Origin of the sequence: Paenibacillus sp. FSL M7-0802 (assembly GCF_038004945.1) — a bacterium.
Lineage (GTDB): Bacteria > Bacillota > Bacilli > Paenibacillales > Paenibacillaceae > Paenibacillus > Paenibacillus polymyxa_B.
The window spans coordinates 4,866,303-4,881,182 of sequence record NZ_JBBOSD010000001.1; the positions used below are offsets into that span (position 1 = coordinate 4,866,303).

At 45.9% G+C, this 14,880-nt stretch carries 14 protein-coding genes; 11 read left to right on the forward strand and 3 right to left on the reverse strand.

The window, feature by feature from the left end:
* Nucleotides 1-363: 363 nt before the first annotated feature.
* Nucleotides 364-1,584 carry an aminotransferase-like domain-containing protein gene (locus MHB54_RS22325; protein WP_264454762.1) on the reverse strand — a complete coding sequence of 407 codons (1,221 nt, stop codon included), beginning with the start codon at nt 1,582-1,584 and terminating at the stop codon, nt 364-366.
* A 116-nt stretch (nt 1,585-1,700) separates the two neighbouring features.
* On the opposite strand from MHB54_RS22325, the gene pdxR reads away from it, so the two are divergent.
* Together pdxR and MHB54_RS22335 are read left to right on the forward strand one after the other, a co-directional pair.
* A complete protein-coding gene (gene pdxR / locus MHB54_RS22330; RefSeq protein ID WP_264454763.1) occupies nt 1,701-3,176 on the forward strand; it encodes a MocR-like pyridoxine biosynthesis transcription factor PdxR in 1,476 nt (491 codons plus the stop codon).
* A gap of 88 nt (nt 3,177-3,264) precedes the next feature.
* Nucleotides 3,265-3,495 carry a hypothetical protein gene (locus tag MHB54_RS22335; protein WP_071558470.1) on the forward strand — a complete coding sequence of 77 codons (231 nt, stop codon included), beginning with the start codon at nt 3,265-3,267 and terminating at the stop codon, nt 3,493-3,495.
* Nucleotides 3,496-3,552: 57 nt separating this feature from the next.
* Here the strand turns inward: MHB54_RS22335 and MHB54_RS22340 are convergent, their stop codons facing one another.
* Nucleotides 3,553-5,433 carry a S8 family peptidase gene (locus tag MHB54_RS22340; RefSeq protein ID WP_209942897.1) on the reverse strand — a complete coding sequence of 627 codons (1,881 nt, stop codon included), beginning with the start codon at nt 5,431-5,433 and terminating at the stop codon, nt 3,553-3,555.
* 186 nt (nt 5,434-5,619) lie between these two features.
* Here MHB54_RS22340 and MHB54_RS22345 point away from each other — a divergent pair, with 186 nt between their 5' ends.
* The 6 genes from MHB54_RS22345 to thiI all read left to right on the forward strand — a co-directional run bounded on the left by MHB54_RS22345 (nt 5,620) and on the right by thiI (nt 10,428).
* Complete coding sequence (locus MHB54_RS22345) at nt 5,620-6,126, forward strand: YpuI family protein (protein WP_023989471.1); 507 nt, start codon at nt 5,620-5,622, stop codon at nt 6,124-6,126.
* Between the two features lie 187 nt (nt 6,127-6,313).
* A complete protein-coding gene (locus MHB54_RS22350) occupies nt 6,314-6,541 on the forward strand; it encodes a DUF1540 domain-containing protein (protein WP_013311120.1) in 228 nt (75 codons plus the stop codon).
* Between the two features lie 44 nt (nt 6,542-6,585).
* Nucleotides 6,586-6,978, forward strand: a complete 393-nt coding sequence (locus tag MHB54_RS22355; RefSeq protein WP_023989470.1) for a hypothetical protein — start codon at nt 6,586-6,588, stop codon at nt 6,976-6,978.
* Nucleotides 6,979-7,200: 222 nt separating this feature from the next.
* Entirely contained in the window at nt 7,201-7,893 is a 693-nt protein-coding gene (locus MHB54_RS22360) for a lytic transglycosylase domain-containing protein (RefSeq protein WP_023989469.1), read from the forward strand.
* A 158-nt stretch (nt 7,894-8,051) separates the two neighbouring features.
* The gene (locus tag MHB54_RS22365; RefSeq protein WP_254347506.1) at nt 8,052-9,200 is read left to right on the forward strand and encodes a cysteine desulfurase family protein; all 1,149 of its coding nucleotides are present in this window, start codon (nt 8,052-8,054) and stop codon (nt 9,198-9,200) included.
* A gap of 1 nt (nt 9,201) precedes the next feature.
* Entirely contained in the window at nt 9,202-10,428 is a 1,227-nt protein-coding gene (gene thiI, locus MHB54_RS22370; RefSeq protein WP_068942357.1) for a tRNA uracil 4-sulfurtransferase ThiI, read from the forward strand.
* A 72-nt stretch (nt 10,429-10,500) separates the two neighbouring features.
* Here the strand turns inward: thiI and MHB54_RS22375 are convergent, their stop codons facing one another.
* Nucleotides 10,501-11,196 (reverse strand): TerC family protein, encoded by a 696-nt coding sequence (locus MHB54_RS22375; RefSeq protein WP_025722107.1) that lies wholly within the window; start codon nt 11,194-11,196, stop codon nt 10,501-10,503.
* A 217-nt stretch (nt 11,197-11,413) separates the two neighbouring features.
* Here MHB54_RS22375 and MHB54_RS22380 point away from each other — a divergent pair, with 217 nt between their 5' ends.
* The 3 genes from MHB54_RS22380 (at nt 11,414) to typA (ending at nt 14,791) form a co-directional block, all read left to right on the forward strand.
* Nucleotides 11,414-12,073, forward strand: coding sequence for a TerC family protein (locus MHB54_RS22380; protein ID WP_023989465.1), 660 nt, complete (start codon nt 11,414-11,416; stop codon nt 12,071-12,073).
* Between the two features lie 94 nt (nt 12,074-12,167).
* Nucleotides 12,168-12,659, forward strand: a complete 492-nt coding sequence (locus MHB54_RS22385) for a LiaF transmembrane domain-containing protein (protein WP_028540472.1) — start codon at nt 12,168-12,170, stop codon at nt 12,657-12,659.
* 290 nt (nt 12,660-12,949) lie between these two features.
* On the forward strand, nt 12,950-14,791 hold the full coding sequence (typA, locus tag MHB54_RS22390; RefSeq protein ID WP_013311112.1) for a translational GTPase TypA: 1,842 nt from the start codon (nt 12,950-12,952) through the stop codon (nt 14,789-14,791).
* The last annotated feature ends 89 nt before the right edge of the window (nt 14,792-14,880 follow it).

Below are 14,880 nucleotides of genomic sequence, written 5' to 3' on the forward strand. Positions count from 1 at the left end.
GCATGAAAGCTTTTAATCCAAATGTATTTATTGAATTAAAAAGGGTGTGTCATATTCCAACGGGAATCATGGCACACCCTTTTTAACATACCGTATTTACGCAGAAATAGTGCCTTCTTAGAATGAAGCCCCCAGCATAATTACTGGGGCTTTCATTTTAATTTTTACTTCCTCTACCGTAAAACCGTTCGAGGATGAGGCACGTAGTTAGTGTAGCAACGCATTTGAATCTGTAGAAGCGAGGCCTGCACCTTTGTCCCAGATTCCACCATACTATTCAAATTCCAAACGAATCAGGGGTAACAGCGATCGTAAATCAAATGATTGGTGAAGCGGCCTCACGTACATATCCTGCCAACTCCATCATCGCACGCTTTTTACCACACTTTCCTCTGTGTACATCTTCAGTGCTCGATCCAATCGGTCAACCGCTTTAGGCAGCAGGGAAGGATCCGTATGCGTGAAGTTGATCCGCATGTGGTTGCTGCCACTTAGGTCAGCATAGAAGACTTGTCCGGGGACAAATGCGACTCCTTCCTGAATTGCGAGTTGCAGCAACCGATCAGAACGGAAGCCCTCGGGTAGAGTAACCCACATAAACATACCGCCGAGTGCATCATTCCAGGTGATTCCTTCCCATTGACGTTCTTTCATCAGCGATGTGAGACGTAGCATACGAGTGTAGTACTCGGCGGACACGGTACGAATATGTCCGTCCAAGTCAAAAAAGTCCAATAACTCATTCAAAGCACGTTGATCAATACTGCTGGAGTGCAGATCGGCAGATTGTTTGGCATTCGCGACTTTAACGACGATAGCTTGATCGGCTACCAACCATCCAGAGCGAACACCAGGAGCAACGGTTTTAGAGAATGTAGAAGTGTACATCACATGACCGTCTCCACCTAGTTGTTGATCAATTGAGAAAAGGGATGGAAAGTTAAGGTTTTCGTCAAATTTAAGACGTCCGTAAGGATCATCTTCAAAAATCAAAGTGCCGTATTTACGGCATAGTTCAACAACGCCCGTTCTGCGTTCCATACTCCAAACACTTCCTGCCGGGTTGGAGAAGGTGGGGATGACATACACGAATTTAGGCTGATGTTTTTTGAGCTTGGCTTCAAGATCTTCTAATCGCATACCGTTAGAGTCTGTATCTACACTTACAATGTTGGCACCATAGGAATTAAATACCTGAAGAGCTGCCAAATAAGTAGGGGACTCCACCAATACAGTATCCTGCGGATCGAGCAACACACGCGAAACCAGATCAATGGTCTGCTGTGAGCCCGTCGTCATGATGATATTATCTCTGGTGACGGAGATGCCTTGGGATGACATGATTGCTGCAAGACGTTCCCGTAGAGGAATGTAGCCCTCGGTTAGGCCGTATTGAAGAGCGGTAGTACCGCCGAGACGAAATACCCGCTCATAGGCTTTAGCAACAGCTTCGATGGGGAAAAAGGCATCGGCCGGAAGGCCGCCTGCCAGAGATAACACATCTGTTCCCTGTGTCAGCTTTAAAATGTCCCTTACCATGGACGAGCCCTGAGTACGAGCCATACCCGAAAATTTGTGTTCCAATCCAATCATCTCCTGTGTTCTATACTGTACTATGAAATTTGTTGTATTATATCGATAATGAAGTATAACAGTAAACGTCTAAATGTAACAGTTGATTTTTGGAGGGGACGGTTCCGATGCATATTGATCTCAGCCGCAATAGCAGTGTCAAATTATATTTACAGATTGCCAAAACATTAGCAGATCGCATCCAGTCTGGATTGCTGCCTCAGGGCACAAAGCTTCCCTCTGTCCGTCATTTGTCCAGTCTGCTTGCGGTAAGTCCCGTAACTGTAAGCAAGGCGTATGCTGAGTTGGAGTCTATTCATTTGGTTACCTGTACACAGGGAAAAGGTTGCTATGTAGCGGAGCCTTCGGTAGCTGTTCAACGTGAGGGAGCACAGGACTTGTCATGGCAAATGTCGCTGATCGATTATTTGCCGCGCGCACAGTTATGGAGAAACTTTAACCATAGCAGACAGTTTCCTTATTCTTTTCATATAGCAGCAATTCAACCGGAGCTTCTTCCTACACGCGAAATCATCGCTGATACTCAACGTCTATCCTCTGGAAATCCCGATGCAATGGCAGCATACGGGACTTTTGAAGGTGATTTAGCGCTGAGGGAAGTGTTTGCAGATCACCTGAACGAACGCGGTATATGCACAGTGGCAGAACAGCTGCTCGTGACTAGTGGTGCCCAACAGGGCATTGACTTGGTGGCACGGACCTTTGTTGGTTCTGGTGATGTTGTCTACATGGAGGCTCCTACATATACGGGGGCCATTGATGTGTTTACCAGTCGTGGTGCCAAAGTAATTATGATTCCGATGGATGAGCAGGGCATGAGGATCGATATCCTCACGCGTCTCTGTGACACTCATCCCCCAAAACTGATCTACACGATACCCACCTTTCATAATCCTACAGGAGTAACTTTAACGATGGCCAGACGCACACAATTACTGGATCTAGCTCAAAGTTATCATTGCCTCATTGTTGAGGATGATCCATTTTCCGACCTATACTATAAAACAAAGCCGCCACTCTCTATCAAGGCGCATGATCAGTCCGGACATGTGATATATATCAAAAGCTTTAGCAAAACCGTTGCTCCCGGCTGCCGTATAGCTTGTGTAGCGGCCACTGGCAGTGTAATGGATCGTTTGGTGGCTGCCAAGTCTACTACGGATTTGGGGAGCCCTCTATTAACGCAAAAAGCGCTACTGCCCTTTATCAAGAATCGACTTGATCAGCATCTTGTTTGGTTGCGGGAACAAATGCGGGATCGGTTGACAGTCGCGTTGCATACGCTCCAGCGCTATGCTCCGCCAGAGGTCAGCTGGTATGCTCCCGAAGGCGGCTTAAATGTGTGGATTAAGCTTCCACCTAATGTTGATATTCCAGAATTGGAGCGGCTGGCTGACCGAGAAGGAGTTTCCTTTTTACCTGGTGCAGTATGCTATGCAGGTGGTATGGACAGTAATCATATCCGTATTTCTTTTTCGTATGCGGACAAGGAAACACTTAAAACAGGTCTTCACAAACTGTGCCGTTTGTTGGGCGAACTGCTTGATCATTCGGTCATTGTTGAACGGAAGCCTATTTTATAAGGGATATTTGTATTAGGGGGTAAACATCCAAGCACAGCACACGCCTTCTTAATATGCTGTACTAATTCACCGAAAGGAGTTGCACATTATGAGTCATTGCCCCTACGACCCGATCGTGTGCCCGCCGATCCAATTTGTAAATCATCAATTTTTCCCACAAGTCGTGCCTGTGGTTCATCCGATTGAAATTGTTAATCAGACGCACATTGTACCTGTACCTCATCACGTATTTCCGGTGAGTATAAAGGACCCTGGAGAACCTTGCTGTCATACTCGCAGCCATGGCAAGCGTCCTGTTCGAAGCAGTTCCAAGCGTTAATAAAGCCCAAAAAAGCAGCCATGGAGCAACATGGCTGCTTTTTTCCAATAAGGAATCTTACGTTTCCAGTTTCTTTAATATTGATTTTAACTTGTCACTTAAATGCTGTGGATAGAATTGCAAAGGAACATATGGACGTTGTGCTGCTTTCAACGCTTTATACACGTCAATTTGACCATATCCGAAATATTTGTCATGCCCGGGTGTGCCCAAGTCAATTACGCTGCTTCTCATTAAATCCATAACCTCTTTGTTGGTCAGATCGGGGTTAATGGATCGAATCAGTGCAGCAAGCGCTGATACATGGGGACTGGCCATTGAAGTACCCGACAGTGCAGCATATTGGTTCCCTGGGTACGTACTGGCAATACTTGCACCTGGAGCCATGACGTCTACATAATCTCCATAGTTAGAAAAGGATGCACGGTGCATAGAAGAATCTGTAGCGGAAACGGCAAATACTTCAGGATACGCTGCTGGATAGCCGGGTCGTTCCGTATTGTCATTACCTGTAGCTGCAACTAATACGACATCTTTATCATAGGCGTATTTGATCGCATCATGCAAAAATTCAGCTTGTGCGTAATTGCCCAGACTCAAATTGATGACCTTGGCCCCATGATCAGCTGCCCATATAATACCTTCTGCAACCGAGTAAGTCGTACCGGAGCCGGATTGGTCAAGTACCTTAATCGGCATGACTTTGTTGTACCATGTCATGCCAGCGACCCCCTCACCATTATTCACGAGGGCAGAAATGATGCCAGCGACGTGCGTTCCGTGACCGACGTCATCATAAGGCTTTTCAGACGGATTTACCACGTTATGACCTGAAAGGATTTGACCTTTTAGGTCGGGGTGATCCAAATCTACTCCCGTATCTACGACAGCGACAATTACGTCCTTGCTGCCTTTGCTTAATTTCCAACCCCGGTTGGTTTCAGTAGCCGGCAGATTCCATTGATAGCGGGAAAAGAGCAAATCATTGGGGATAGAGCTGTCCGCTTTGATAGGTGTTTTCTCATTGGTTAGATACATATAGTGAGGCTCAGTATAAAGCGGGTTCCACTTTCTTGAAAAATATTGCTTTAGTTCCTTGAAGTTCATCTTATCCGAATGAAATACATAGGTATAACCAAGCTTGCGGCCTGGCGCACAGTGTAAATCTGCTGCAATTTCCTGCAGCTGTCGTGAATCAGGATTGTGACGGAAGCGAACGACAATTTCGTTTTCGAAATAATGGCTTGCATTTTCGTTGTCATGGCCCGTCTTGACAGTAATATCGTGCAATGTGTCGGGATGTACGGATTCGATTTTGTAGCTGCCTTCTTTTGGATAGGGAATCAAACGTAAATTCTTCCGCTGATGCTTCTCCACGTCACGCAATACTTGCTGACTGACCAGGGCAGCAACGCCGCATGTTCCGTCAGCCGATGGTTCTGCCATGACAAAATATTTACCGCCTTCAGCCTGAAATGCAGCAGATTCGTAGGATTTATTTTGCATGACGGAACGACGAGCCGCAGCCAAGCTGCTGTTGATTTGAGGATGACTGAGCAGACGAGTTTGTGCTTTGCTGCCCGTGTAGGTGCTCGTGTTCCCGTCGCGTGTGTGAATCCACAGTAACGTATGAAGATGACTGTGCGATTGCTGTAGCGTGCGAGTAAACTGTCTTTTCTGATCAGCAGTTTTACCATCAAGCTCCCGCATCACGTATTGAATATCCTGCCTTGCATCCATGCGTGTGAGGGTATCCGTAGCGGACAGGTCCAAAGCCAACATTCCTTTTTTGAGCTGCTTCTCTTGCTGTGGCACCATCTTGGCCGTATATTCGGGTTGCGGTGTAGGGCGATGATCACGGGAAGGCAGCATCAGTGTGATGAGAAGCACCCCGGCAGCTGCTCCTAGCAGGGGTTTTAACCATTTTCGCCGAGACATGGGACCGTCCTCCTTGAGTATTCATAAATTTATGGTTTAGCGTGAGGAGGTTGGCATGTTTTTATACCTTTCAATGCTCATTTGTGGTAGGATAAATACTGAAAATTACAGCTCTTTCGGTTAGAAGGGACTATTTTCGGGTAACCAAATTGATGAACAAGCAACAAATAAGGGGGAGCTGCCTTGATGTCAGCAGTCAACGTACAAAAATTATGTGAGTCGGCGCAGGAGAGACTGAAAACTGCCGTGAAACGGGTGGAAACATTCCTCAATGAGCATGCTCTGCCGCAACTGGCTACAGATGGCAATGAGGAGTCCGTACTTTTTTACAAAGGCTTTTTGTCGGATCTCCGTCATGTCCTTGTTTTTTCCGAAGTATCTTATGAAAAGCTGGGTGTGGCTTTACGCCGTGCCAATTTTGACGTCGATTTTGCGGAAAAGGCATTGTATAACGTTTACCATGACTGCGTGAACAGCTTTTTTTATCCCAAAAATGAATCTTACGCAGAGGATGGACGCTATGCGTATACGGGACAAGATGCTATCCGCTTCCGTAAAACGCCAGTGCCAGCCGCTCGCGAAGTGATCATGGACATTACGAAAAATTTTGAAGAATTGCGTGATGATCTGACTTATTATGAAAGTGACTATTTGACTCAGCGCCGGATGCAGACTCGACGTACTCATGCCTAAAGCATTCAACGGGGAAGATCATTTCTAATCAAAAACTAAAACAAGACAAGCAAGCCGTTTTCTACTTGCTTCCTGCCATTTTGGAGGAGGTGAAGGAAGCGGCTTTTTTCGTATGTCACCAACTGCCATATACCATGAACGCATAGGTGCAGGGTAGCGGGGGGACAATGAATCCGAGGTGATGATCATGAGCCAAGAGGCCAAGCCAATCGTTAAGTGTAGCGTAGCCAATTGCCATTATTGGGGAGAAAATAACTTGTGCAAGGCAGATTTGATCATGATTGAAGTTGATGGTCATGCCGGAAAGAAATTTAAAGAAGAATATGCGGGGGAAAGCTTCAGTTCAGAAGAACGTGATAAGGCTGCCACGTCAGCCGCAACCTGTTGCCACACTTTTAAGCCGAAGTCCGTGTGAATTTTATTACGCGATTCATTTCGCATTTGGAGGTGCAGTTTATTATGGAAGATCATGAAAACGACAAGCATCAGAATGAAGAGCATGTTAGCCGCAAACGTGTAGATTACCCCCGTCACATTCATGAACGATCTGCCAAGCGCCGTAATGATCGTGAAGAATATGCAGCAGAGGTTGCTCCCGGATCAGTTGTGACTCGACATGAGGTCAAGGGTGAAGAGCAGGTTATAAACAATAGTGGTCGTATTTCTGGCTATATTGGTCTGGCTGCAGGAATTGCCTCATTGTTTATGTGGTCAATTGTGCTGGGGCCTATTGCTGCAGTTTTAGGTTTTTTTGCTTATGTGAATGGCAGCAAAACGACCGGCATTTGGTCGATTGGTCTTGGGGCGCTGGCAACATTGAGTTATTTTGCTTTTATCCCGTTCGTTCGTTGAGCCTACTGGAGGAAAAAGCTCAGTTTTCTTTTGTATATCCGAGAAAAATCATCTTAGTGATATAATTACATTAAAGCTGATCTATAAAGCTCCGCTGTCTTTTCGACAGAAACGGAGCTTTTTTTCATTAAAAGGTATGGAAGTACATAGTAAAAAGTTGTATCATAGCAGTAATGACAAGCTATTTGGGATACAACAACTATAGAAAGTTGGGAACACCACATGCAAATTGATCCGCGCGTGTCCAAGTCCATGTTAGACATGCAGCTGTTAAATAATATGAGTGCTACAACCCAGACGGGTACAACGGACGCTTTTTCCGGATTACTGGAACAAGTAGGTCAGTTGGAAACAGATGGTGCTGTGACTCGAGAAAATTCAAGTGATGTTACCAGAGACGAAAACGGTTTACTATGGCTTCAATTGGGACCTTCCAGGGGAACGGCTTCGTCACTGTATCCCGCTCCTTCCAGTACAGCAACAGACGGACCCACAACACCTACAGCATATGATGATTTGATTAACGAGGCTAGTCAGAAATACGGCATTCCAGTAGCGTTGATTAAAGCAGTTATTGATACGGAATCTTCATTCAATCCGTCGGTCACTTCTTCGGCCGGAGCCAAAGGGCTTATGCAGCTTATGGATGCTACGGCTCAAGGTCTGGGAGTCAGTGACCCATATGATCCTGTTCAAAATATTGATGCAGGTGTTCGTTATTTGTCTTACCAGATTAAACGGTTTAACGGACAAGAAAATATGGCGCTGGCTGCATATAATGCAGGTCCCGGACGGGTGCAGCGGCTTGGTGTAAATAGTGATGAACAGTTAATGGCTGTACTGGACAAGCTTCCGCTGGAAACGCAAAGATATATTACCAAAATTCAAAATGCACGTGAAAAATATACGATCTAAGCCCTATAGCTTATAACGAAAAAAAGTGCGTAATTTCAATTAGATTAGGTCCGCAGACAGGATCAATATGGGGAAAGCGTGTCGCTATAATGTAGCAGCCTTTCCCTGTTTTGGTCTTTTTTTGTTGCAGTAGTTATAGGGCGGAAAAGGGGAGTGCAATGAAATATTTTGATTATGCGGCGACAACTCCACCTTTTGAAGAGGTGATTACAACAGTTGCCGAGGTCATGAGACGCCACTATGGGAATCCATCTTCAATGCATCGGTATGGAGAGGACGCGGATAAGTTGCTTAAGCGTTCGCGCGAAGTATGTGCTGCGGCTTTGGGAGTGTATCCATCAGAGATTGTCTTTACATCCGGAGCAACGGAAAGCAACAATCTTGCTATTAAGGGAGCAGCTTTGCAGTATCAGACCAGAGGCAAGCATATTGTTACTGTATCGACAGAGCACCCGTCTGTGTACGAAGCTTGCAGACAACTGACAAATCTGGGCTTTGAGGTTACATTTTTACCTGTCGATGCGGAGGGGCATGTGAGCACCGAACAGGTTTGTGCCGCTGTCCGTAAAGATACGATTTTAGTCAGTATTATGCATGTCAATAATGAGACGGGAAGGGTGCAACCGTTGCATGATATCGGAGCTGTGTTGAAGAAACAGTTCCCCCGTGTGCTATTTCATATTGACGGTGTACAGGGGTTTGGAAAGCTACCGGTTGATATCCGGGGCTGGCAGGCTGATCTGTACAGCCTCTCTGCGCATAAGCTACGTGGACCCAAAGGTGCTGGATTACTATTCGTTCGGGAAGGTGTGGAGCTTTTCCCACTGCATAGTGGCGGCTCTCAGGAGCAGGGTTTTCGTGCAGGTACGGAAAATGTACCGCTGCTAGTCGGTATGTCTAAGGCGGTACGGTTGGCGGGCGAACGGCAAGTAGAGACAGCACGCCGTATGACCGAGTGGAGAGAACGGGTGGTCTCAGAAGTGAAGACAATCCGTCAACTGCGGCTGAACAGCGGGGAAGAAGCGCCGCATATTGTCCACTTTTCGTATCCGGGCATGAAGGCCGAGGTAATGCTGCATACGCTGGAGCAATTGGGTGTGGTAGTATCCACCAAATCGGCTTGCTCTTCGAAATTGGCTGAACCCAGTCGGGTGCTGCTGGCGATGGGATGCAATGAGGCGGAAGCGTCTGGCGGCATTCGTATCAGCTTCGGTGATGAGCATACGGAACAGGATATCGATGAGCTTATACTTGCACTGCGACAGGCTGTAGCCAAGCTGGAATCCCTTGAAAGGTGGAAACGTTAAAATGCACTATGATATGTTGTTACTTCGCTTCGGTGAATTTACATTAAAAGGGAAGAATCGGACTCGTTTTGAAAAGGCAGTACTGAATCACGTGAAGCTGCTACTCAAACCGTTTCCTGGTGCTTCTTTGCGGAAGGAATTTGGACGGATTTATGTGGTTCTCGGAGGAGAGCCTTATGAACAGATCATTCAAGTGTTACAAAAAGTGTTTGGCATCACGACAATAAGTCCTGTCAAAATGGCTCCTGTCGAGCTTGGTGCTATAATTGAGACCGCTGTAGCTTTGATGCGTGAGCTGAATGTGGACGAGGGAACGACATTCAAGGTAAATGCCCGCAGAGTGTGGAAGGAATTTGCTCATTCTTCACAAGAGATGAACCATTTAATTGGTTCTCCTATTTTGCGAGAGTTTCAAGCGTTGAGGGTCGATGTACATCAACCAGATATTGAGTTACGTGTGGAGGTTAGAGAGCAGGCGGCCTATATATTCAGCGATGTTATTATGGCTGTAGGGGGCTTTCCGTTAGGAACGAACGGTAAAGCTATGCTGCTGCTGTCTGGTGGAATTGACAGCCCGGTAGCAGGGTGGTCTTCCATGCGTAGAGGATTGGAAATTGAATGTGTGCATTTTTATAGCTATCCGTTTACAAGTGAGCGTGCGAAAGAAAAGGTCATTGAATTGGCAAGGGTCTTAGCAGGCTATGCGGGTCGGATTAAAATCCACCTTGTGCCGTTTACAGAGGTGCAGACGGCCTTTACGCGTACTGGACAGGATAATCTGATTATTACGCTAATGAGACGGTCTATGTTACGAATTGCAACGATGCTGGCTGAGCGTGAAGGAGCACTGGCACTCGTGACGGGCGACAGTCTGGGGCAAGTCGCTAGTCAAACGTTATCCAGCATGAATGTGATTGGCCGTTCGACAGAATTACCATTGCTGCGACCTCTCGTAATGATGGATAAGCAGGAAATCACGGAAATCGCAAAGCAAATTGGCACCTACGATCTATCCATCCTTCCATATGAGGATTGCTGCACATTGTTTGTTCCCAAATCCCCAACCACCAATCCGAATTTGTGGGTTGTTCAAAAGATTGAAGCCTCTATTCGGGATTTAAATGCCTTGATTGAACAGGCTGTGGCTGCAACGGAGACACTTGTCCTGGAGGCAGGTGGAGCTATAGAGGGGCGTAAAGAGGAAGTTATACAGGAAGATTGGTTTTAATTTAAAAAGGCAGACCCACCAGCTAATTTGGGTCTGCCTTTTTATTTTAGTTAAAACAGTTTTTGAATCATTTTAGACGGCTTTTTCTCGACTGGATACTGCTCTGCGATTTTGAAGATATCCTGTGAGCAAAATACCAGCCATAACTGCGGCAATAAACAAGATACGCAGCGCAGGGTGCTCGGTAAAATAGGGTTCCAGCTTACGTTCTTCAGTAATCATATTAGAGGCTGTATAACCAAGAACAGCCGATCCCAAATAGATAATCCAGGGAAATTTATTGATCAGTTTGATAAAAAGAGTGCTACCCCATACAACGATCGGTACGCTAATTAACAGGCCAAGCACTACAAGTAGCAAATGCTGCTGGGCCGCGCCAGCAACCGCAATCACGTTGTCCAGACCCATAGCCGCATCGGCTACAACAATCGTGCGGATAGCACCCCATAACGTTGTTCCCGCTTTGACTTCGGTATGGTCCTCCTGGTCTACGAGTAACTTATACGCGATCCAGACTAACATGACACCCCCGATGAGTAACAACCACGGTACTTGAAGCAACCAGAGTACCACAATGGTGGCTGCTATGCGAATGAGCAGGGCACCACCGGTACCGTACAGTATCGCTTTTTTTTGCGTGGCAGGAGGCAGCTTTCTGGCGGCAAGTCCAATTACAATCGCATTATCTCCTGCGAGCAGAAGATCAATAAATATCACATTAAGCAGTAGCCAAAAGAACTGAAGTCCGGACATATCAATCGTTCTCATCTCCCTGATTAAACATCCTAAAATCATTGTATGTTGTTTATTTTAATACCCGTTTTTCGGAAATACGATTCATTATATTGCTGTTTGTTATTGATTTCAAGGTCTTTACTCAACAAATTTGACATCAATTTTTAATAAATGATGACTTATTTGACAAGGCTTATAAGCATAGCCTCGTCCTATTTCGCATACAAGTAGGATGGGGGTGTTTGTACACATGGAGCATATCATTTTGCTGTTGAAAATATTAATGATTAATTTGGTATTAAGCGGTGATAATGCAGTTGTTATAGCCATGGCGAGCAAAAACTTGCCTGCAAGGCAGCGGAGTCAAGCTATATGGTGGGGGGCAGTCGGTGCAGTCCTCCTGCGCTGTGTTTTGACTTTTGTAGCTGTCATTTTGCTGGGCATACCCTTTATTCAGGCGGCAGGCGGTCTACTTCTGTTATGGATTGCGTTTAAGCTGCTTTATGAGAATGAGGATCATGTGGGAGTCAGAGCAGAAACAACCATATGGAAGGCTATACAGGTGATTCTGGTAGCGGACTTTGTGATGAGTCTAGATAACGTATTAGCTATTGCAGCCCTAGCAGATGGGGATATCGCCATTATCGTCATTGGTATTGCAATTAGCATTCCGATTGTCGTCTGGGGCAGCAACGTGATTGCGATCTGGCTTCATCGGTTCCCTGTACTTGTTTTGCTTGGATCTGCAATCCTGGCTTTTACGGCAGGAGAAATGCTACTCCGTGATCCCCGATTGGGTGTGTGGTTAGCAGGTGCGGGGGAGCTAATACATGCATGGTTACCGGGACTTTTGGCCGCAGCAGTTGTCATTGTAGGAATATATCGTCAGTTACGAGCTCGCCATATTTGAACGTAGTTTTTTTGGAAAACATCGGCTAAAATATACTTAAAAACAATCACATTAAAAGACCTAAAAACAAATTCAGCAAACAAAGGAGACCACGATGAATTCCGGAAAAGAGCGTATGATCGGAGTGGGCATTGTTGCCGTAGGACTGATTATTTTGTTGGGGAAACTGGGGACGTTCTCCTTCTTGGGACGAAACTTTTGGCCTTTGCTGTTTTTAATACCTGGAATCGTACTGCATGCAATGTACATGAAGCGTAAAGTTTCACCCTTTATGTTGCTGCCGGCAGGGATTTTGTCGGTTTATGGCTTCTTATTTTTGCTCTGCAATATTTGGGGCTGGAATTTAATGGCCTATTTATGGCCTTTGCTACTTCTAGGTGTGGCGATTGGATTATGGCAGTACGCCATTAATGATATTTCGCTTTCTCGTAATGTTTATACAGGGGGCGTGATATTGGGGTTGATATCGGTGTTTTTATTGGTCATTACCCTGCTAAGAACGGGCATCATATATGTTATTGCAGTTTTACTGATCGGAGCTGGAATCTGGTTGGTCCTAAACAACCGTGGCAAACGCAAAAGGTAAAACGACAAGCTGTGAGATTTTATGGCGGTAAATTACGGAACAGGCAATAATGTCTTGCTTTATGACATATTTCAACTATAATATAATGGATATGATAAGAGCGTCGGAGATTTCTGACGCTTATTTTAAGGTTTTCACGCGAATCGGAGAGAGAAGCTGTCTGTACAAAGCCTGAAACATATAGAAGGCTGGCAGGGAGTGGGCCTAAAGAACGATTGTTAGCCTTGAATCAGCACTGCTTCAGGATAGAGACACTATTTTGATATACGGAAAGGATATGGATACAAACCATGCATGCAAGAGAAAACATTCGCAATATTGCGATTATTGCCCACGTCGACCACGGAAAAACGACGCTTGTCGACAAGCTGCTTCAACAGTCCGGAACATTTAGAGAACACGAGGCTGTTCAGGAGCGCGCCATGGACTCCAACGATCTGGAGCGTGAACGCGGTATTACGATTTTGGCTAAAAATACAGCAATCACTTACAAAGATTACCTGATTAACATTGTAGATACACCGGGACACGCCGACTTTGGTGGCGAAGTGGAACGGATTATGAAAATGGTTGACGGTGTTTTGCTCGTCGTTGATGCTTACGAAGGTTGCATGCCGCAAACGAAATTCGTACTGCGTAAAGCGCTGGAACAAAATCTGACGCCTATCGTTGTAGTGAACAAAATTGACCGTCCGGCAGCTCGTCCGGCAGAAGTCATTGACGAAGTACTGGATCTGTTCATCGAGCTGGGTGCGAATGATGAGCAACTGGAATTCCCTGTTGTGTACGCTTCGGCGCTGAACGGAACATCCAGCATGGATGCTGAAAAGCAAGACGACAACATGCAAGCATTGTACGAAACAGTTGTAGAGCACATTCCGGCTCCAACTGAGAAAGTAGATGAGCCTCTTCAATTCCTCGTAACACTGATGGACTATAACGAATACCTTGGCCGAATTGCAGTAGGTCGTGTAAACCGCGGTATCATTAAACAGGGGCAAGCAGTCACAGTTATGCAGCGTGATGGTAGCAGTAAATCAGCGCGTATTGAGAAGCTGTTCGGCTTCCAAGGTCTGAAACGTATTGAAACTGACCAAGCGGGCGCTGGTGACATTGTGGCGATTGCGGGAATTAAAGATATCAACATCGGTGAAACCATTGCCGATCCAAATCATCCTGAAGCATTGCCTGTACTGAAGATTGATGAGCCAACGCTGCAAATGACCTTCCTGGTTAACAACAGCCCATTCGCAGGTCGCGATGGTAAGTGGGTAACATCCCGTAAATTGCGTGAGCGTCTTCTGAAAGAACTCGAAACGGATGTCAGCTTACGTGTTGATGAAACAGATAGCCCGGACGCCTTTATTGTATCCGGACGTGGTGAGTTGCATCTGGGTATCCTGATTGAAAACATGCGTCGTGAAGGTTACGAACTGCAAGTGTCCAAACCGGAAGTTATCGTCAAGGAAATTGACGGTAAGAAAATGGAGCCAATCGAACGTCTCCTCATTGATATTCCGGAAGAAAGCATGGGCGCGGTTATGGAAAGTTTGGGCTCCCGTAAAGCCGAAATGGTTAACATGATTAATAACGGCACCGGACAGGTTCGCTTGGAATTCCTGATCCCTGCACGTGGTCTGATCGGTTACACTACAAACTTCCTGACTTTGACTCGTGGTTACGGCGTAATGAACCATGCGTTTGACAGCTATGGACCATTTGTTGGCGGTCAAGTAGGTGGACGTCATCAGGGTGTTCTCGTGTCAACGGAAAACGGCAGCTCTACATTTTATGGTATGCTGGGCGTAGAAGATCGCGGTATTTTGTTCCTGGAGCCAGGTACTGAAATCTATGAGGGCATGATCGTTGGGGAGCACACACGTGATAACGACATCGTCGTTAACATTTGTAAAGAAAAACAATTGACAAACGTTCGTTCAGCAACAAAAGACGATACAGTTAAACTGAAAACACCTGTTATCTTCTCTCTGGAGCAGGCGCTCGAATATCTGAATGATGATGAGTATTGCGAAATTACGCCTAATGCCATCCGTTTGCGTAAAAAGATCTTGAACAAAGGTGAACGCGAGCGTGCGGAGAAACAACGTAAAACAGCACAAGCAAATACGTAATTGATTGGATTGGTCTTTGGCCACAGCGGCGACGCCCGGGAACGGGATGCGCCGCTGTATGTGTTTTAGGATTGTAAACTTGGAGAAAG

Excerpts from the sequence above, each read along its gene's own strand:
- pdxR (WP_264454763.1), top strand. The coding sequence starts at position 1,701 with ATGCATATTGATCTCAGCCGCAATAGCAGTGTCAAATTATATTTACAG.
- MHB54_RS22335 (WP_071558470.1), top strand. The coding sequence starts at position 3,265 with ATGAGTCATTGCCCCTACGACCCGATCGTGTGCCCGCCGATCCAATTT.
- MHB54_RS22340 (WP_209942897.1), bottom strand. The coding sequence starts at position 5,433 with ATGTCTCGGCGAAAATGGTTAAAACCCCTGCTAGGAGCAGCTGCCGGG.
- MHB54_RS22345 (WP_023989471.1), top strand. The coding sequence starts at position 5,620 with ATGTCAGCAGTCAACGTACAAAAATTATGTGAGTCGGCGCAGGAGAGA.
- MHB54_RS22350 (WP_013311120.1), top strand. The coding sequence starts at position 6,314 with ATGAGCCAAGAGGCCAAGCCAATCGTTAAGTGTAGCGTAGCCAATTGC.
- MHB54_RS22355 (WP_023989470.1), top strand. The coding sequence starts at position 6,586 with ATGGAAGATCATGAAAACGACAAGCATCAGAATGAAGAGCATGTTAGC.
- MHB54_RS22360 (WP_023989469.1), top strand. The coding sequence starts at position 7,201 with ATGCAAATTGATCCGCGCGTGTCCAAGTCCATGTTAGACATGCAGCTG.
- MHB54_RS22365 (WP_254347506.1), top strand. The coding sequence starts at position 8,052 with ATGAAATATTTTGATTATGCGGCGACAACTCCACCTTTTGAAGAGGTG.
- thiI (WP_068942357.1), top strand. The coding sequence starts at position 9,202 with ATGCACTATGATATGTTGTTACTTCGCTTCGGTGAATTTACATTAAAA.
- MHB54_RS22375 (WP_025722107.1), bottom strand. The coding sequence starts at position 11,196 with ATGAGAACGATTGATATGTCCGGACTTCAGTTCTTTTGGCTACTGCTT.
- MHB54_RS22380 (WP_023989465.1), top strand. The coding sequence starts at position 11,414 with ATGGAGCATATCATTTTGCTGTTGAAAATATTAATGATTAATTTGGTA.
- MHB54_RS22385 (WP_028540472.1), top strand. The coding sequence starts at position 12,168 with ATGAATTCCGGAAAAGAGCGTATGATCGGAGTGGGCATTGTTGCCGTA.
- typA (WP_013311112.1), top strand. The coding sequence starts at position 12,950 with ATGCATGCAAGAGAAAACATTCGCAATATTGCGATTATTGCCCACGTC.